Here is an 18,676-nt window from a genome sequence, read left to right on the forward strand (position 1 = left end):
GCGTTTGTTGTGGAGCGTTTTATTACCTGTATTATAGAAACATTGACCGAAACTTGTCGGCTGGAGTCTTTGTGGGATTTGAAACGTATAGAAGCTATGATGACCCAAAGGAATTGCGCCGGGTCCAGATTCTTTCCACCATGCTGATGGACGAGCTTGATCGTGTCTGTGGTGAGCTGGGTATTTCCTATCAAGCGTACGGCGGTACCGAGATTGGTGCCATTCGGCATAAGGGTTTCATTCCCTGGGATGACGATGTGGACATTTCGATGTTTCGCGAGGACTATGAGACGTTTCTCTCAGAGGGTCCGTCGCGTATCCGACCGGATTTCATCATTCAAAACGGCCGTACCGACGACTTCTTTCCTGCGGTGAATTCTAACCTGTCTTTGAGAGATACGGTCTGCGTACCTGACGAGTTCATGGGCTGTCCGTTTACCTATGCTATCTCCATTGGCATCTTCCCGTTCGACAAGGTCCCCCAAGATCCAAAAATATATGCCCGCGCGCGGCGGCATACCTGGTTTTGGGGACGTCTGAATTTCCTGCGCGCAACACCCAGGCCGCATATACCTTTGGGAGGCTGGAAACGCAAAGTGGCTCTCGTGGGGTGTTTTTTGATTCACTGGGCTTTACGAATTCTGCATGTTCCGTCAAAGTTCATTTTGAGCCATTGGGACAGGGCGGCTCGTCTTGGTGAGCATGAAAAAACCGACGTTTACGCCAGTTTCGTTGAGCCTGATCCCGAAAATTGGACCATGAGCAAAAGCGATGTATTTCCGACCGTTCGTGTTCCGTTTGAAGACATCACTACGGTTCTTCCCAAAGAATACGACAAGCTTTTGCGGTTGGGATACGGTGATTACATGCAGCTCCCTCCGGAGGGTGATCGTAAGAACCATCATCCTGGCAGACTTGATTTTGGCAAGTGGAAAGACATCGATGTTACCAAGGGAAGCCGGGATGCCTTTAAGGCCTTCGGCACCATGTAGACCGCACGTCCCGCCACTCGTAGTTTGAGACGAGTGACATACGGGAAACGTAGAACGTGAAGTGAAGTACGGCGAGAAGGGCTCATGAACATCGAAACGTCTCCGGCGCAAATGCGGAAAAACTATTTTTGGAACACACTTGGCTCTCTGATGAACGCTGCGTCAACGGTCCTCATGCTGATGGCGGTGACGCAAACGATGGGTGCTGCTGCAGGAGGTATTTTCTCGCTGGCGTATGCAATTGCGCAGCAGCTTATGGTGGTCGGTCATTTTGAAATTCGCACGTATCAGGCGACCGATACGGAAGAAAAGTTTCCGTTTGGCGTTTATCTGGGAGCACGCTGTATTACAACGGTATGCATGATGGTTGGCGTAGTTGTGTATTCCGCTGCTACGCAGGGATTGACGTACGAGGGATTGCTTTTTACCCTGATTGCTTCGCTGCGCCTGTTTGATGTTATCGAAGACGTATTTCACGGCATGTTTCAGCAGCACGGACGGCTTGACATTGCGGGCCGTGCGTTTTTCTTCCGGGTATTGACGACGGTTATTGCGTTTGCCGTTGGCGTTGTGCTTACTAAGAACTTGCTGGTAGCTTGCCTTGTTTCTTTTGCGGCATCCGCAGTTGTGATGGTTGTGTTGATTTATGCACCTGCAAAGGCGGTGGAGTCGCTCAAACCATCTTTTGATCTGCGCTTTATTGGAAAATTACTACTGACTACGACACCGCTTTTTGCCGGATCATTCTTGCTGACATATGTAGTGGGAGCACCCAAGTATGCGATGGCAAGTTTTATGAGCAAAGAATATCAGACGTTTTATGCGGTGCTCTCTATGCCGGCGATGGTCATCAATCTTTTAAGTAATTTCGTCTTTAAGCCGCTTTTGACCGACATGGCCGAGCGCTGGACCTCACGAAATACAGGTGCGTTTTTGTCCCTTATCCTTAAGGGTTTCGGCGTAGTGACGCTGGCTACAGTACTTACGATGGCTCTTGCATGGCCGTTGGGGGTACCGGTTTTAAGCGCGCTGTACGGACTTGATTTTTCTCCGTATCAAGTGGAGCTTATGGTGCTTTTGGTAGGAGGGTGGCTTAACGCGCTTACGGTAATCCTCTATTATGCCGTGGTTACGATGAGAAAACAGGTCGGTGTTTTGGTGAGTTACGCATGCGGTGCCGGTTTTGCTTTTGTGGCCTCAAGTTACTTCATTACAACGTGGGGCATCATGGGCGCCTGCCTTCTGTATGACGCATCGCTTTTGGTGCTTGCCATAGTATTCGGCGTTTTTTGTGCGCTGGGATTGCGTGGAGTCAATGTCGAATCCGGCTCTATCAACAACGCTGCCGGCAGCGGATCCGATGAGGCGGCAGAGCGTTAAACCCTACGTCCGTACGGAGTGGTTGGAATCGGTAATGTGATCGAGGTTCTTCTCGTCACGCAGCTCTTTGTCGTGAAGGGCGATTGTGGCGGAAAGTGATTCGACCTTATGAGTCAGTTGTGAGATGCTGCAGGACTGGTGAAACAGTTTGATGAGCATCAGGGCGATAACAACGACCAAAACAAAGTTACTGGTTGAGACAAACCCAAAAAGTTGAGAAAAGAAAAAAGGAATCTGCGGGATAAGGGCGAACAGCAGAAGAAGGGTCGCCGATGTAACCCAGAATACCGAATCCGAAATGCGAATTCGCGATTTGCGAACGCTGTGGATAACGATGCCGAGCGCAAAGAGGGCGCCAAGAAGCAAAGAAATGCGGAGCATTATGGACATGAGACCACCTTATCTCAGGTTATCTAAACCACTGGAACAGAAGAAGTGAAAGACACGTGCGCGCCATATAGACGATGGAGCTGTAAAAGTTGAGATAACTCTTGCCGCCCTGACGTTCGCGCATCTCGGTCTGAATTTCGCTGACTCGCGCGCCCTTGCGCATTAACAGCGAAATAGTATCTGGCTCCGGAGAGAAATCAAACGAACGAGCGTAGATATCAATCATTGAGGCGTTGTACATGCGCATGCCGGATGTTGGATCGGTGATACTCTGCCCGGTACTGCGTTTGATAAGCCAGCTGATAAGCTTGGAGCCAATCTCTCTAGCGCTTGATCCGCGCTGCTTAGTCACAAAGCGGGATGCGATCACAATATCTGCATGGTCGCGCTCGAGCGCTTCTGCCATGACGGGGATGAATTGCGGCATATGCTGGCCGTCAGAGTCAAACTGCACGGCCGCGTCGTACCCATGGTCTTTGGCATAGCGCATGCCGGCACGAAATGCCGCTGAAAGCCCGCCGTTGACTGGCAGGCTTATGTAATTGAAGTTGTTTCGGCGGCAGATGGCCAGCGTATTATCGGCTGATCCGTCGTTGATGACGACGTAATCGATGAATGGGCATGTCTGCGTCAATTCGGTAACAGTATCCGCGATACAAGCTTCTTCGTTGTATGCGGGGACGATTGCAAGAATCCTCACGATGTTCCTTCTGTGCGGTCCGGTCAGAGTTTTACTGGAATAATAATAGCGTACTCATTGGCTGTTTGTTTGAGTTGTCTGCTTGTTTGAGTATAGTTATCTGTCGGGTCACCAAGCAAGCGGTGAGACAGCAAGTAGGTCATACAGGAAGGGAAGCCGTATTGTGGCTGAATTGACAGGACGTTCCGTAACATCGGGCAATTTCACGTTTACCCCCACTTCAATTGAGGGCGTAGTAGTAGTTGACGTGAAGGCGTACGGCGACCGCCGTGGGCAGTTTATGGAGACCTATCGCCGTGAAGACTTTCTCGCAGGCGGTATTGACGCGAATTTTGTGCAGGATAATCAATCCTCTTCGGTGCAGGGTGTGCTTCGGGGACTTCATTTTCAAATTGCGCATCCCCAGGCGAAACTTGTTCGGGTCATACGTGGCGCTGTTTTTGACGTAGCTGTTGATTTGCGTGCAGGTAGCCCTACTTGGGGTATGTGGGAAGGAATTACCCTTTCTGCGGAAAACCGTCGCCAATTCTTTATTCCGCGAGGTTTCGCGCACGGGTTTTTGGTGCTTTCAGACGAAGCTGAGTTTTGCTACAAGTGTGACGACACCTATCATCCAGGCGATGAAGGCGGCGTTATGTGGAACGATCCCGAGATAGGTATCGTCTGGCCGGCTTTTCTCGGCGAGAAGAGCTTTGATCCCGCGCGTGTCATCCTTTCCGATAAGGATATGGTGCATCCGCCACTTTCCGCGATACAAAGGTAAGCGGCTGAGTCTGCACGACAGTACTCAGCAATTTGGCCGATAGCAGCATTTGAGCAAGGTATATAGATGAATGAACGAAACCGCCGTGAGCGCGCGCTTGTTCCCGGCGAGAAAAACCGTATGAATGAAGCCTCATGGACGCAGGCTTCATCAAGTGCGCTTCAAACGGCAGATCCGCTGCCCGCAGCCGCCTCCATGGAGCTTCTCGCTCCGGCGGGAGGTCCCGCCGCGTTCAATGCGGCGTTGGCGGCAGGCGCTGATGCTATCTACTGCGGCCTTGGTAGTAGCTTCAATGCGCGGCGCAGCGCTGATAACTTTGACGATGTTTCATTTGCGGCGGCGTGCAGACGTGCACACCTTGCTGGCTCACGCGTGTATGTGACGGTCAATGTGGTAGTCAAATGGGACGAGATGCAGCGCGTATTGAGGCTTGTCCGCCGCGCGTGGCTGTTAGGCGCCGATGCCTTCATCATTCAAGACTGGGGTCTTCTGGCACAGGTAAGAGCAACCTGGCCTGAGATGGAGTGCCATGTTTCCACGCAGGCGAACATTCATGACGCGCGTGGCGTTGCATTCTGTCGTGAAATTGGTGCCTGCCGCGTGACGCTTTCTCGTGAATTGACCCTGCAAGAAATTGCCCGTATCGCCCAAGAAGGCGTTGAAGTGGAGTGCTTTGGCCACGGCGCACTTTGTTTTTGCTACTCGGGTATCTGCCATATGAGCTCCATGCGCGGGGACCGCTCCGCCAACCGCGGCGCTTGCGCACAACCCTGTCGTCTTCCGTATGTGCTGATGGACGCTGCGCATACGGTTGTTTCACGCCCGGAGTTTGACCGCCTGTTGTGTCCCAAGGATTACTGCACCATTGACGACCTGCCGGAGTTAGCGCAAGCGGGCGTAGGTTCGCTCAAGATTGAAGGCCGCATGAAGGCTCCCGAATACGTCTATTCGGTGGTCTTTGCGTATCGAGAAGCGCTTGACACCTTGGTGACCGGCAAAGACTCCGCTACTGCTGCGGCCTGCCGCCATCGCCTGCTTAAGCGTTCCTTTAATCGCGGGCTGACTGACGCATATCTGCACGGAACCGCAGGCAATGAAATGATGAGCTACGAGCGGTCAAATAACCGTGGCGAGACGGTCGGCGAGGTTGTTGGTGGCCGCACGCTTGAAGATGCTGTTGAGAAAAAGGGAGGGCTCAACGGTGGCCGCGTCAAGTTGCGTCGTTACAAACAGGCGGACGTTGACGTGACGGTGCACGCGCCCATCGGCAAAGGAGACCTGCTCGAAATCAGACCCCTTGATGACCCGACTAAATTCCTGACTGCCTTGGCGCCGTGTGAAGCCGCGCCTGGAGATACCCTGACGGTCAGAGCCGCTCGTGTGATGCAGCCAGGCTCCATCGTGCGTGTGATTCGCTCCGAGGCGGCGCGCTTAAAGGCGGAGCAAATCTCCTCATGTGACTATCCCCGTAAACGCGCCGTTACCGTACGCGTTTTTGCAAAAGTTGGTCGGCCGTTTGCTGTTGAGCTCACTACCGCAGACGGCACCTTTTCCGCTTGCGCTGAAGGCTTTATCGTTGAGGCAGCTCGTACCAAGGCGGTCAGCGCCGCTGAACTTACGGAGCATGTAGGCCGCATGGGTGCGACCCCTTTTGACCCCGTCTGTTTTGACATCGAACTTGACATGGGCTGCGGTATGAGCTTTTCTGCTGTTCACACAGTGCGCGCGAAGGCCTGCGATGCGCTTGAAAAAGAAATTCTTGCCGCATATAGCAGCCGCGAGAAACACACGGCGCCCCTTTCGCGCCGCGCTGCTGAAAAAGAGTGCCGCGCTGCTGAAAAGGAACGTCATGCTGCCGGCACTGAGACAACGCTTGTGAAAGATCTCACTTCTGATTGCCCGCGAGTGGCTCCTGCGGAGGTATGCGCTCTGGTGGTTTCTCCGCGCCAAGCTTATGCCGCGCTTGACGCGGGCGCGAGTCGTCTCTATGCAACCGCTGACGTACTTGAGGAATACGCGTGGCCGCAGGAGCTGAAACAGCGCATCATACCGTGGCTTGACGAGGTCTGCCGCGAGGTGGACCACGAGCGCCTTGATTCCTTCATTCGCAGCGGGATACCCGTAGCTGTCGGCAATATTTCCGAGTTGGCGTTGGCGTATGCACAGGGCGCGGCTCCTGAGATTCGCGAATGTATTCCTATCCACAACGACTATGCGCTTGCAGCCTTGGCTGGCAGGGGAGCTTGCGGCGTTTGGCTTAACTCTGAGCTGACGCTTGCGGAAATTATTCACCTTGCAAAAAACGCTTCTGTTCCTGTTGGATACCTGGTCAGCGGTCGTACGCGTACCATGACCTCGGAGCATTGTGTGTTGATGTCAACAGGGAAGTGCGCACATGACTGCGATATGTGCAAGCTGCGCCTTGAGCCCCACTACCTTTGCGGCATAGACAATGACTACATGCCCGTGATAACGGACCTTCACGGACGCTCGCGCATTTGGAGTCCCAAGCCGTTTGACGCGGTTCCTGAGGTGGCAGTGCTGCTTTCAAGTGGTGTTTCTCGTCTGATGGTTGATGCGACGTTGCTTGATCTCAGGCAGACAACGTCGGAGGTAGAGCGCGTGTGTCTGGCGGTACGTGCCGCTCTCAAGGGCGAGCCTCTGCCGAACCGCCTCGAAGGAGCCAGCGAGGGGCATCTCTTCTCGTCTATCGGCTAATCGTATCATTTGCCATTCTTTGGGTATGATAGGAGCGTTTACGGCAGCTTTTTAGCAAGGAGAGAATGATATGGCAGTCAACAGGGAACTTTTGGAAGCTACGCTTGACGTTATTCGTCAGAGTCTGCAGGCGGATGGCGGAGATGTTGAACTGATTGATGTGGACGATGATGGAACGGTAACGCTTGAGATGACGGGAGCCTGTGCCGGTTGCCCCATGTCTGCCTATGACATGTCCGAAGGCATTGAGCGTATCCTCATCGAACATGTTCCCGGCGTCACCCATGTCAGACCTGCGATGATGTAGAATCGGCGTTGCATTGGACGTTGCGCGTCTCAGATGACGCGAATTGTAGAAAGAATTGTAGAAATATATTGTAATTCCTGCGATGGCAGCGCAATTTTAAACACGCCCTCCTTCTCCTTTAGGTGGGCGTGTTACCGTATACTTCATAGGGTACGGTTTATGGCGTACAGAGAGTCTTGCCGCACGCTTTTGGCCGCTCTGTTTACATACGATGGTTTTGATGAAAGGCGGACGCTTTGGTCCTCTCAGACTATGATATTAAGAGTGAACTTTCAGCTGGTCGTATTATTATTGAGCCGCTGCTTGAACAAAATATCCAGCCTGCTTCTGTCGATGTGTGTCTCGGTTCAAACTTTAGAATCTTTCGAAATTCCACCCACGCGTTCATTGATCCTTTGACCTCGCAGGAAGGCCTTACGGAATCTATCGATGTACCTGAGGGCGACGTGTTTGTCCTGCATCCAGGCCAGTTTGCCTTAGGCACTACGCTTGAGCGCATCGCTATTCCCGATGATATCCTGGGCAAACTTGAAGGCAAATCGACGCTGGGCCGCCTGGGGCTCATGATTCACTCGACAGCAGGCTACGTCGATCCCGGCTGGGACGGTGAGCTGACCCTTGAGCTTTCCAACGTCGCAAACCTTCCAATCATCTTGCATCCCGGCATGCGTGTGGGTCAGCTTTCTTTTGAGCGCATGAGTTCGCCTGTTGAGCGACCCTACGGCTCCAAAAATCTTGGGAGCCATTATCAAGGACAGCGTGGAGCTACCCCCTCGCACATCCTTCAGGATTAGGTGGCGAGAAGAACGTGTATCTTGACGAACTCTACAAATCCTTAAGTCCTGTTGCTTTTTCGATTGGAGCGCTCTCCGTCCGCTGGTACGGCCTTGCCTATCTTGCTGGTTTTACCTTGGCGGGTCTCATACTGTACCGCACCGCGCGCCGCTGGAATCTTACTATAACGGCGGACGATACCCTTAATATCCTCTTAGGGATTGCATTCGGGGTTATTATCGGAGCACGCCTGTTCTATGTCATTTTTTATGGAGCTGGGTACTATCTCGAGCATCCACTTGATATTTTCGCGCGTGCTGGCATGAGCTTTCATGGAGGGCTTGTTGGCGCCATTGTTGGCGGTTCGCTTGCCTGCCATTTCTTGCATTTTTCGATTCCCACCATTGCTGATCTCGCGGCTATCGGCGCTCCGTTGGGTCTCTTCTTCGGCCGCTGTGCAAACTTTGTCAATGGAGAGTTGTGGGGTAAGCCGACAGATCTTCCGTGGGGAGTCATGTTTGAAACGGGTGGAGCGGTTTACCGTCATCCCTCCCAGATCTATGAGGCTATTCTCGAGGGTTTAGTACTGTTTGCAGTACTTTACGCGCTTTCCCGGAAAAATCCGCCTCGTCCTCAGGGCACGTTCATTGGTGTGTTCTTGCTGCTTTACGGCATCTTCCGTTTTGTTATCGAGTTTGTTCGCGTTCCGGATGAGCAGCTTGGATATCTTTTTGGTGGTTTTATCACTATGGGGCAACTTCTCAGCATGCCGCTGGTAATTTTGGGTATTGGAATTCTAGTGTTTGCTCATAAGGCTCATCGGCCTCAGGTTGGGAGGATTCGTTAATATGAGAAAAAGGGTCATAGCAACCCTTTTGTCCTTCGTAGTAGCTCTGTCACTGATGCCTTTGTCTGCATATGCAGCGACTTCTAGCCAGACAGATGCTTCTGCGTACGTTGACGAATCAGCAACTGAATCAGCGACTAAAAGCACGCATGATGAAAGAACGTCCTCAGATACCGGCAATAATTTTTCTGCCGAGAAAAGCGCGCTCTCGCCAAAGGAAACTCCCGACAATCCCACGTCTTCTCAGAAAGACGCTGAGCAGACTCCATCTGAAAAAACTGCGGACACAACGGATACATCATCGCTGGATGCAGCCGCTAAAGGCTCTATGACGTCAAACAATACAGCTACCATTCAAGTGACTATCAAGATTGTTGGACAGAACAAAGAAGGTACGACGCAATATTGGGCTTCCGATGAGTCTCTTGAGATACAAAAGGGGACTTCGGTTGCTGAGGTAACCGAACGCTACCTCAAAAGCCACAATCTTACGTATACCATGACTGACGGCAAGCTGGTCAGCGTCACATCGCCTTTTGAGAATCTGACTCTTTCTGCTCAAGAAGATGCAACGACTCAGACAACAATAGAGTGGAGACTCTTTGTCAACGGGCGTGAGGTGTCTCAAAAAACTGTCGACAAAACATCTCTTGATGCCAATGCCACTCTTGAATGGCGCTACGGTATTGCAGGAGCCGCAGTTCCCACTGAAGAACAGGAACTTATCCTTAAGCCACAGGCTTCTCATCCGGAAGTGAAGCCCGACTGGGGCGGCTATCCCAATGGAAAGAACTCCGCCGCGGTAGACGCCCTTACTCCTACCGGCGCCGTTGATGTTCGCTGGACTATTGCGCCGCAGATGAACGGCGAGATGCCCTTTGCCGTATCTGATCAAGTTATTGTAGGTAACGCGCTGTATTTTGCGCGTGGAAACATGCTGTATAAGGTGGACGCGACAACGGGTGACATTCTCAAAAAGGTAGTTTTAGGAGGCAGTATCTCAAGGACGTCCCGTCCCATTGTTGCTCAAGGCATGATGATTGTTCCAACTGAGGACGGTCGTCTTTCAGCCTTCACGTTGACAGAGCTTGATTGCGTCTGGCGCTCTCAGATGCTGCTGGAATATGTCGCTACGTATCAAACGCTTTCATCGCTGACCGTTTCTTCTGACGGCTCTTCCGTTATTGCGGGCTTTACAAAGATGTTGAGTGAGAGTACTTCAGGCATACTCGTGTGTGTGAGTCTTACCGATGGCGGAATTTCGTGGCTCGTGCGTAAAGCGTACGGCCCGCATCAGCCGACGGGATATTACTGGTCTGGCGCCGTGGCTGCCGGTAATAGGCTCATGGTTGGTGATGAGTCTGGAAACGTCACTCTTTTTGACAGCGCAACCGGGCTCGTCAAAGCGGAACTTGCGCTTGGTGCGCCGGTTAGAACAGGAATCATTCCTCTGCCGCATACGGTTGATGCTTCAATCGGAGATGGTACCTATGTTGCCGTTACCAAAGACGGCGTGCTGCATGTATTCTCAAAGTGCGGGGATGTCTTGAACAAAACAGGAGAGGTTTCCTTTGCTCAGGAATCTTTCTCAACGCCTACAATTAGTGGCAACAGGGTTTTTGTAGGCGGAACAGATACATCGAGCGGAGAAGCGCGCGCATGTCTGTCTGTTATCAATCTTGAAACGCTAACGGTAGAGCATACCGTCTATGCGGGAGAAGGCAGAGTGCAGAGCGCCCCTCTCGTTTCGAAGCAGGATAGCGGTACATATGTATATTTCACGAGCACCGACGGAACCGGTGGTGTCTGGAGATATAAGCTTGGTGATTCTGCAGGTGCAGTGCAGATTTATACGCCTGAGAAGCAGTATCAGAAGGGCAGTTCATCATCGGTCATCTGTGACGCGGCGGGAAATCTGTACTATACCAATGACTCCGGAGTGCTGTTTGCCCTTGTTGCGCGTAAGGGAACTTCCGATGATACAAACAAACCGGATCCCGCAGACCCGCCGAAGCCGTCTGACCGCAAAGATGTACCTGATGCGGTAGATGAGCATCAAACGGAAAAGCGTGTCAATGCTCGTCAGAGTGACAGTACAATTGGCATACAGACGCAAAGTACTGTAAAAACTACTATAGACGCTCTTTCGAAACAGACTGAAAAAAGTCAGAAAAGCACCGTTGAGGCGCCCCAAAAGGCAGCCTCATCCTCTGAGACGTCCGCTAACGCCGATACCCAGACGTCATCACTACCCATGCGTACTATTTTGGGGCTGACAACAATCAGCGCGCTTGCGGCAATCTTTTCCTATCTGTACATTGCCGACAAGAAAGACGCGCTGAATCTCTAGCGGGGATTGTGACGCAGAAATTTCTCTTGCGCTTTCTTTATGGTACGCTAAAAGCGCATAAAGGGTTCTTCGTCCTGCGCGAGCTCTTCCAGCAGCTCTTCATTAAGGTCGTCAAGAGTTCCGTAGTCTTCATGATCGTATTCGTCATCGTCAGAATCATGGCTGTGTTCTGTCTCATTCCATGAGTAGGCGTTGGCGATATCATCGTCAAACTCAACGGTGGGCAGGGCGCTTGTGATACTGCAGAGGCCATCGCCTGCAGGCATAATCTTTTGCCACTGCGCAATAAGCGGGGACGAAGGAACTTCAGGCAGCTCAACGATAGAGTCAAGATAAATTTCCTGAGCTCCGTCAAGAAGATCGGACATCTTGCTTACTTCAAACAAATGCTCAGAGAAAAGCTCGAGCGCCTCATCTGTGTTTGCAGCCTCAACAATGCAGGGCATAAGGCAGTAGTTGTCCTTATCGTCTTTCGCGTCGTTATAGCTGAAATTGCCGATATAAATCATAGGTACCCCCAAGCAATCCAAATGTAGTCATATAAAAGTTTATGGCAAATGACCTGTGCGGAGCTGAGAAATCCTCATAAGACGGTGAGCGTAGCAATTAGGCGACGGAACGGCATGGGCTGCTATACTAAACACGTATAACCCCCGTCTTTTTTTTAAGGGGGTATTGTGTCTGCTTTTTCTGCGCTTTGTGATATTGGCCAGGATGCGCTGGAGTTAATGTGGCAGACGCGTTGCGTTGTCTGCAATATGCCCGGTGAATTGCTTTGTGAAGAATGTCGTGCGACGCTCCCATGGATTGAGCAGAGATGGGCTTGTCCTCATTGCGGCGCGCCCTTTGGTTCTATCGTGTGTTCGGAATGTATGGGAAAGCATCCCTCACAGGAAGCTTGGGAAAGCAGGAGCGTTGTTTGCGCCATGGGCTTCAAAGGGCCTCCGGCTTGTATGATCACGAATCTGAAAGACGCTCATGAACTTCGGCTCGCGCCTCTTATGGCGGCGGCAATTCTTACGGCCTTAGAGGAAGCGCAAGCGTGGCCTGCGCCGGATGGATTGCCCCGATGGGATTCCGATGCAATCGATGGCGTATGTTTTATTCCCGCTACAAAACGAGCGTACGCGAGAAGAGGCTTTGACCATATGCAGCTTGTATCAGAGGCGTTTTGTCGTCAGGCGCAGCTGCCCCTTGCCGACGTGCTCACGAGGCCGGAAGCCCAAGATCAGCGTGGCTTAGGTGTTCAGGACAGGACAATAAATCTGCAGGGGACTGTCTCGACAATCTCAGACGTGTCAGGAGCTCGTTTGCTTCTGCTTGATGATGTTATTACGACAGGTGCGTCTGTGCGTGAAGCCACACGGGTGCTGCATGCGCAAGGAGCGGCCTCGGTGACTGTAGGTGCGCTTGCCCGAGTTTGGTGAACAAAGAGAGTATTCTCGTGAGTGGACAAGCGTTTCTCAGAACAGCGAGGTATACTTTGAGAGCCTTTCCAGGTCTGTGGTTGCGGAAAATGATACGGTTTTCCTAGTCCATGGCAGACGAGGTCAAAAGGATCCACGTAAGCTTGGCTTTCCAAGCGAGCATGGCTCGTCCTAGAAGTAAGTCGCACCGTCTGATATCTCTGAGGCACACGGCTTCGCAGGCGAGAGAGCTTTCAGTGAGGACACACCGTGTCCAAGCAACCGCTCCGGTGCGCGAGTGTGGGGTCAAATACCAGGTCAGCTGGAAAGGCATTTTACAAAGGCATTTTATATGCTTGCCGCCTGGGGATAGAGAGCCATGCTTCAGCGACTGGGAATGCAGCCTTGAGCACATGCTTTTAGAGCGCTTGCCGAATAGGGAACTCCGCTTGCCGTTATTTCGGCTTCTGTGGACACATTTGGTGTACTAATGGGTATCAAAACAGCAGCGATCTTTGAAAAACAAAGGTCGTGCACGCAGTCGTTAGGAGGTCTCTATGGTCGATATTAAACTCTCTGGACGCAAGGTAACGGTTTCTGATGCCCTTCGTTCTCACGTTGAAGAAAAGATTGGCGGAGCTCTCAAAGTTTTTGACATCCAGCCAATGACATGCGATGTTGTTCTTCGTGTGGACAAGAATCCTTCAAATCTCGAGCGCAAGTCCGTTGAAGTAACGGTATTCGTTCGTAATAGTGTCGTTCGCGTAGTTTCAAGCAACGATGATATGTATAGCGCCATTGACGAGGCTGCGGAAAAAGTATCACGTCAGCTTCGCAAATATAAGACGCGCATTGTCGACAAGCACCATCATGCTCAGAATTCTCACATGCAGGCATTATCGCAAGAAGAGCTTGCGAAACTTATCGATATACCTGAAGAAGACCTTGATGACCAGCTGGTGCGTGAAAAATATATCGATCTTCTCCCTATGACGGAAGAAGAGGCCTTGGTACAGACAGATCTTCTCGGCCATGATTTTTATGTTTTTGTTAATTCCACAACAGGTTTGACCAATGTTATCTACCATCGTAAGAACGGTGGATACGGAATCATCAAGCCAAGGATTGAGGAACATAATGACTAAGCACGTCGACGAGACGCAAAAAAAGACAGATGCAGAAAAGGGCGGTGTCGGGCACAATCACGCGCTCGGCACTGCGTACCATAAGCCAAGCAACGTTCACATCATCGTAGATTCAAATGCTGATTTCGCGCCGGGCATTGCGGAGCAACTGGGCGTGGAGGTCATCGAGTTTCCCTATACAGGGCCTGATGGCGAGAAGTTCGACGATGGCTGGAAGACCGCTTCCGCGCATGATTTTTATGAGAGCATGCGCAAAAACAGGGCACTCCATTACAAGACTTCTGCGGTGACTCCTGGCCATTATTTTGAAGTTTTTGAGCGTGCCGCCAAAGTTGGTACCCCAACGGTATATCTTTGCTTTCCCGCAGCGTTATCCTCTTCATTTTATGCCGCTCAGCAAGCAGCGGAAATGATTCAGGAACAATACCCTGACTTCGAGCTGTATGTTGTCGATAATGGCGCTCCATCTGTTGCGGCGGAGCTGCTTGCCATTGAGGCCGTTCATCAGGCAAATGCGGGACTGATCGCAAAGCAGTTGGCAGAGTGGGCGCATGATGCCCACTACTTCTTGCACGGTTATTTCACGCTTGAAACTCTCGATTCGCTTGCTGCCGGCGGACGTATTCCTCCGGCCGCCGCTAATATCGGCGGAAAGCTCGACGTCAAACCCGAAATCTCTTACGATGCGGCCGGCGCTTTGACGCTCAAAACAATCTGTCGCGGGCGCAAAAAGGCGCTTCGAGCCATTATCCAGGACTTTCGGGATAATTACTCGCATGATCTTTCACTTCCTGTAGCTATTGTTTCAGCTGACGCAAAAAAGGACGCCGAATGGGTTGAGGCGCAGATTAGGAAAGAAAAGGGTTGCGAAGGCGTTACTGTTATCCAAAGCACCGTTGGTCCTGTGATTGGCTCTCACGTGGGCCCAGGCATGGTAGCAATCGTGTTTTGGGGGACTGACCGTCGGGAGAAGATGTCGCTTGCGGATAAAATCGCAAATAAGGTTCGGGGTAGTCGCTAGCACATACTGCTCGTATACAAGAGCTATAAGAGTTCCGCATATAAATTCAGCGTATGTAAACTTCGCGTATGTAGAAAGGTAATTCATGACAGTAGGCAAGAGCATGAAGGTCGCATGTATTGGTACAGGTATCATGGGAGCTCCCATTGCGGGTCATCTCCTTCGTGCGGGATATGATGTGACTGTCCACAACAGAACTCGAGAGAAAGCAGAGGCTCTTCTCGCGCAAGGAGCCCATTGGGCAGAAAGCGTTGCTCAAGCGGCGGCTCATGCCGATGTTGTATGCACCATGGTTGGGTATCCAAGCGATGTCGAAGACGTGTATCTTTCTACGGAAGGCTTGCTGCGCGCTACCAAACGCGGAGCTTGGATGATTGATTTGACTACTTCTTCACCCCAGTTGGCTCGCGATATTCACGATGCCGCTGAAGTTGAGGATAAGCACGCCTTTGACTGCCCTGTGACCGGCGGAGAAGCGGGCGCTCAGGCGGGCACTTTGACACTTATGGCGGGAGCAACAGAGAAGGACATTGAACCCGTCCGCGAGCTGCTTGAAGTTTTTTCATCAAACATCTACTGCATGGGAGGCGCTGGCAAAGGTCAGACGGCAAAGCTGTGCAATCAGGTATCTCTTGCTTCGTGCATGATGGGTTATGCTGATGCGATGGCCCTTGCTGAGCAGGGCGGACTTGATGTCGAGCAGACACTTCGTATGATTGAATCGGGCATGGGCTCTTCTCGTGCGCTTAAGGAGCTTGCTCCGAAGTCTCTTGCAGGCGATTTCAAACCTGGATTTTTGGCGGAACATTTCCGTAAGGATATTGCGCTCGCGCTCGCGCAGTCTGAAGATTTGGATATTACGCTTCCGGGCGCCGAAACAGCGTTTACTCTCTTTGACATGCTCTGTCAGGTTGGCGGTTCCCGCATGGGCACGCAGGCACTTTCGCTCTTGTACAGCGATGAGCAGACAGGCGCCGCCGCCGGCATTGACTGGTCGCTTCTTGAGATAGACGAGCCTGAACAGAGCCATGAACATGACCACACCGACCACGAATGCTGTGGCGGTCATCACCATCACGATGCCGACCACGAATGCTGTGGCGGTCATCACCATCACGACGATGGTCATGAATGCTGCGGCGGTCATCACCACCACCACGAGTAATAGAAAGCAGGTACATTGAGCGAGATACCTACACCGCAGAGTTCTATCGCGGTATTTATTGATTATGAAAATTTCCCTGTGGGCTCAAATGGGTCACAGGATGATATCAAGCTTGTGTTTGAACGACTTGTCGACAAAGGCCGCATTACCATCAAGCGAGCATATTGTGACTGGAGCCGCCATGAGAACATGAAGCCAATCCTCCACGAGCTTGGTGTTGAACTTATCGAGATTCCGGATAATTCCCAAAAAGGCAAAAACTCTGCCGACATTCATCTTGCGGTTGACGCCCTTGAAACATGTCTGGCAAAAGAACACATTGACACATTCGCCATTTTTTCAGGTGATTCCGATTTCTCTCCGCTTGTGGCAAAGCTGAAAGAATATGACAAGACAGTTATTGGCATAGGGCGAAAAATGGGTACGGCGTCCCTTCTTGAAGGCGTATGTGACGAATTCATTTTCTATGAGGACATCGTTAATAAAGAAAAGCTGCCCGGCCCCTATCCCAGCTACCGATCCAAGGTGCCGAAAGACAAGCAAAAGTGCTATAAGCTGCTGTTTCAGACGATTGACTCGCTGCAAAGTGAGAACGATCAAGCTATTTACGCCTCGCAGCTTAAGCAGACCATGAAACGCAAGCGTCCTGATTTTTCAGAGACGACATATGGATATCGTTCGTTTACTGCTCTACTTCAGGAGGCATCGAGACTCGGATTTATTAAAATTCATAAGGACGAGAAAACCGGAACGATGGTTGACGGTTTTCGTGACGAGTAGACAAAAAAGCAGAGAAAGGAATTGCTTCGATGGCTACTAAAAAAGAGACCGCCGAGAAGGACAAGACATCTTCTCAGGAAACCGAAAGCGCGGCGAAGTCAAAGGTCAAAACCAAGACACAGGCCGCGGCAAAACCAAAAACTGATAAGAAAACAGCTGCGACGAAGTCGAAAGCGTCGCAAAAAAAGGTTGTCAAATCTACTTCCGATAAACCAGCCGATCAAAAGGCTGTGGCGCCCAAGGCGACTAAGGCAAAAAAGCCGTCTGCAGCGCAGATTAAGACGGTCTCGCAGCATATCGAATCCCTGTCTGATTCAAGCCGCCGCCACCGTCAAGAGGCCGCTCATGAACTTGCGGACATCGCGGCAACAGCTCCTGAGGCTTTCGAAGGTAAGGTTGAAGATCTCATTGACGCGCTGTATCGTCCTGAGGCGCAGACAAGATGGGAGATTCTCTCTGCTCTCGCAAATCTGAGCGAGAAATATGGAGAGGAAGTAGTCAAAGCGTTTGACGGCGCAGAGGCGTCTCTTTTTGATGAATCATCCTCAACGGTTCGTTTAGCGGCCTTTTTATTCCTTGCGCGGTATGGTTCTACTTCTCAAAAGCACTCTGATGCAGCGTGGCCACTGTTAAATGAGGCCATTCAGTGTTATCACGGTGACGCGGAGTATTACGACATGCTTATCGGCATCCTTGCTTTTGCAAAGAGTGATATCTCCAAAGAGACTAAAAAGGCACTGAAGGAACGTTTTCTGTTTGATTCCGAAAACGCCTCAGGCTATATGAAGAAATTTTCCGCGGAGATTGTTGCTGCAGTAAAGTAAGCGCTTTTTCTTATCGCTCACATATGCCTTAAGGCTCGCATACAGCGCGTAGGGACTAGAAAAGCTTGCGGCAAGAGACCTTTGTTTGGACTCTTACTGCAAAATTGTTGTACATATGAGCAGGTATGAGTATGTGCAAATACGGGAGAGTTGCTGTAATCGGGTAAAAATCTCAGCTGTTAGGGTAAACTGCTTACGGTTCATATCATGTGACCGCGCAAAGCGGACGAGTAATGAAAGGTTTGTTATGCCAGAAATTGATACAAAGCACTGGAACATGAAGATTGTTCTTCCTGTGGTATGCGTTCTTGCTCTTGTAGTGGGAGTTTTACTCGGCCACTACCTTCCTGTTGGAGGAAGCACGGGAATCGGCAAGACCGTGGTTTCAGAGGGAGAGCTCGACACGAACATTGGCTCGTATACCATTGACGGAAAGACGGAAAATATTACGGTCCGCCAAGTCCTTGAGGCCTCAACCGGTGTTGAAGCTGCTAAGCAGAAGGACGGCTCCTACGCAGTTCCTGCTATGGAGAAGGTTGTGGGCTATGCGCGCAATAAGGTCATTTTAAAGGAAGCAGAAAAAGCTGGTTTCTCCGCTTCTGATGACGATGTCAGTGAATATGCCAAAACAAATTTGAAGACCGATGATTATGAGGCTATCGGTAAGCAGTACGGTTTTTCTGCCGATGCCACAAAAGAACTTTTGCGTCAGGCTGTCACGATTGAGAAGTATCGGAATTCCGTTGTTACCACTAAGGTACCCGAGCTTCCCACAGCGCCGCAGGCTCCGTCTGACGGCAATAAGGAAACTACCAGCGAAGAATACGCCAAGTACATTATTTCGCTTGCCGGCAATGAGTGGGACGCAGAGAAAAATACATGGGCCTCAACTGACGGCGCTTATTACCAGGCGCTTAACGGTTACTCCATTTCAAACGATTCCGCTTCCTATGAGGCGGCGTTGGCAGCCTACAATGTTGCCGGTGGCAACTATAAGCAGGTTGCAACTCAGGCAGCTGCAGAGTGGCGTGAGATTGTCAATAAAGTCTTGGATAAGGCTTCAGTAACAGCGTACTCAATGGCTCTGTAAGTTTGTATTTTCGTATGACCGCAA

18 protein-coding genes are annotated in these 18,676 nt (G+C 51.2%); 15 read left to right on the forward strand and 3 right to left on the reverse strand.

Annotated features, from left to right (window positions below):
* Nucleotides 1-71: 71 nt before the first annotated feature.
* Nucleotides 72-992 (forward strand): LicD family protein, encoded by a 921-nt coding sequence (locus QM016_RS06900; RefSeq protein WP_282711356.1) that lies wholly within the window; start codon nucleotides 72-74, stop codon nucleotides 990-992.
* 84 nt (nucleotides 993-1,076) lie between these two features.
* Complete coding sequence (locus tag QM016_RS06905) at nucleotides 1,077-2,372, forward strand: lipopolysaccharide biosynthesis protein (protein ID WP_282711358.1); 1,296 nt, start codon at nucleotides 1,077-1,079, stop codon at nucleotides 2,370-2,372.
* Nucleotides 2,373-2,375: 3 nt separating this feature from the next.
* Here QM016_RS06905 and QM016_RS06910 read toward each other — a convergent pair whose 3' ends face one another.
* Together QM016_RS06910 and QM016_RS06915 are read right to left on the reverse strand one after the other, a co-directional pair.
* Entirely contained in the window at nucleotides 2,376-2,762 is a 387-nt protein-coding gene (locus QM016_RS06910; protein WP_016477235.1) for a DUF2304 domain-containing protein, read from the reverse strand.
* 19 nt (nucleotides 2,763-2,781) lie between these two features.
* Nucleotides 2,782-3,462: a glycosyltransferase family 2 protein gene (locus QM016_RS06915; protein WP_016477234.1), complete on the reverse strand. Its 681-nt coding sequence runs from the start codon at nucleotides 3,460-3,462 to the stop codon at nucleotides 2,782-2,784.
* 163 nt (nucleotides 3,463-3,625) lie between these two features.
* On the opposite strand from QM016_RS06915, the gene rfbC reads away from it, so the two are divergent.
* The 6 genes from rfbC to QM016_RS06945 all read left to right on the forward strand — a co-directional run bounded on the left by rfbC (nucleotide 3,626) and on the right by QM016_RS06945 (nucleotide 11,221).
* Nucleotides 3,626-4,225 (forward strand): dTDP-4-dehydrorhamnose 3,5-epimerase, encoded by a 600-nt coding sequence (rfbC, locus tag QM016_RS06920; protein ID WP_282711361.1) that lies wholly within the window; start codon nucleotides 3,626-3,628, stop codon nucleotides 4,223-4,225.
* A 66-nt stretch (nucleotides 4,226-4,291) separates the two neighbouring features.
* A complete protein-coding gene (locus QM016_RS06925; protein WP_282711363.1) occupies nucleotides 4,292-6,943 on the forward strand; it encodes a U32 family peptidase in 2,652 nt (883 codons plus the stop codon).
* A 70-nt stretch (nucleotides 6,944-7,013) separates the two neighbouring features.
* Nucleotides 7,014-7,250: a NifU family protein gene (locus QM016_RS06930; RefSeq protein WP_016477231.1), complete on the forward strand. Its 237-nt coding sequence runs from the start codon at nucleotides 7,014-7,016 to the stop codon at nucleotides 7,248-7,250.
* Nucleotides 7,251-7,486: 236 nt separating this feature from the next.
* Nucleotides 7,487-8,044: a dCTP deaminase gene (gene dcd / locus QM016_RS06935; protein ID WP_282711366.1), complete on the forward strand. Its 558-nt coding sequence runs from the start codon at nucleotides 7,487-7,489 to the stop codon at nucleotides 8,042-8,044.
* A gap of 14 nt (nucleotides 8,045-8,058) precedes the next feature.
* Nucleotides 8,059-8,871 carry a prolipoprotein diacylglyceryl transferase gene (gene lgt, locus QM016_RS06940; protein ID WP_282711368.1) on the forward strand — a complete coding sequence of 271 codons (813 nt, stop codon included), beginning with the start codon at nucleotides 8,059-8,061 and terminating at the stop codon, nucleotides 8,869-8,871.
* Between the two features lies 1 nt (nucleotide 8,872).
* Nucleotides 8,873-11,221 carry a PQQ-binding-like beta-propeller repeat protein gene (locus QM016_RS06945; protein WP_282711371.1) on the forward strand — a complete coding sequence of 783 codons (2,349 nt, stop codon included), beginning with the start codon at nucleotides 8,873-8,875 and terminating at the stop codon, nucleotides 11,219-11,221.
* 47 nt (nucleotides 11,222-11,268) lie between these two features.
* On the opposite strand, the gene QM016_RS06950 is transcribed toward QM016_RS06945, so the two are convergent.
* Complete coding sequence (locus tag QM016_RS06950) at nucleotides 11,269-11,730, reverse strand: hypothetical protein (RefSeq protein ID WP_282711373.1); 462 nt, start codon at nucleotides 11,728-11,730, stop codon at nucleotides 11,269-11,271.
* Nucleotides 11,731-11,898: 168 nt separating this feature from the next.
* Between QM016_RS06950 and QM016_RS06955 the strand changes: the two genes are divergently transcribed.
* The 7 genes from QM016_RS06955 (at nucleotide 11,899) to QM016_RS06985 (ending at nucleotide 18,652) form a co-directional block, all read left to right on the forward strand.
* Nucleotides 11,899-12,648, forward strand: a complete 750-nt coding sequence (locus tag QM016_RS06955) for a phosphoribosyltransferase family protein (protein ID WP_282711374.1) — start codon at nucleotides 11,899-11,901, stop codon at nucleotides 12,646-12,648.
* 536 nt (nucleotides 12,649-13,184) lie between these two features.
* A complete protein-coding gene (raiA, locus tag QM016_RS06960) occupies nucleotides 13,185-13,772 on the forward strand; it encodes a ribosome-associated translation inhibitor RaiA (protein ID WP_016477225.1) in 588 nt (195 codons plus the stop codon).
* Complete coding sequence (locus tag QM016_RS06965; RefSeq protein ID WP_016477224.1) at nucleotides 13,765-14,793, forward strand: DegV family protein; 1,029 nt, start codon at nucleotides 13,765-13,767, stop codon at nucleotides 14,791-14,793. Before raiA ends, QM016_RS06965 begins: the two co-directional genes overlap by 8 nt.
* Nucleotides 14,794-14,878: 85 nt before the next feature.
* A complete protein-coding gene (locus QM016_RS06970) occupies nucleotides 14,879-15,958 on the forward strand; it encodes an NAD(P)-dependent oxidoreductase (RefSeq protein ID WP_035433658.1) in 1,080 nt (359 codons plus the stop codon).
* A 15-nt stretch (nucleotides 15,959-15,973) separates the two neighbouring features.
* Entirely contained in the window at nucleotides 15,974-16,738 is a 765-nt protein-coding gene (locus QM016_RS06975; protein WP_016477222.1) for an NYN domain-containing protein, read from the forward strand.
* A gap of 29 nt (nucleotides 16,739-16,767) precedes the next feature.
* Entirely contained in the window at nucleotides 16,768-17,562 is a 795-nt protein-coding gene (locus tag QM016_RS06980; protein WP_282711379.1) for a hypothetical protein, read from the forward strand.
* Between the two features lie 247 nt (nucleotides 17,563-17,809).
* Nucleotides 17,810-18,652 carry a hypothetical protein gene (locus tag QM016_RS06985; RefSeq protein ID WP_016477220.1) on the forward strand — a complete coding sequence of 281 codons (843 nt, stop codon included), beginning with the start codon at nucleotides 17,810-17,812 and terminating at the stop codon, nucleotides 18,650-18,652.
* The last annotated feature ends 24 nt before the right edge of the window (nucleotides 18,653-18,676 follow it).

The organism is Lancefieldella sp. Marseille-Q7238, from assembly GCF_949152215.1.
In the GTDB taxonomy this organism is placed as follows: Bacteria; Actinomycetota; Coriobacteriia; order Coriobacteriales; family Atopobiaceae; genus Lancefieldella.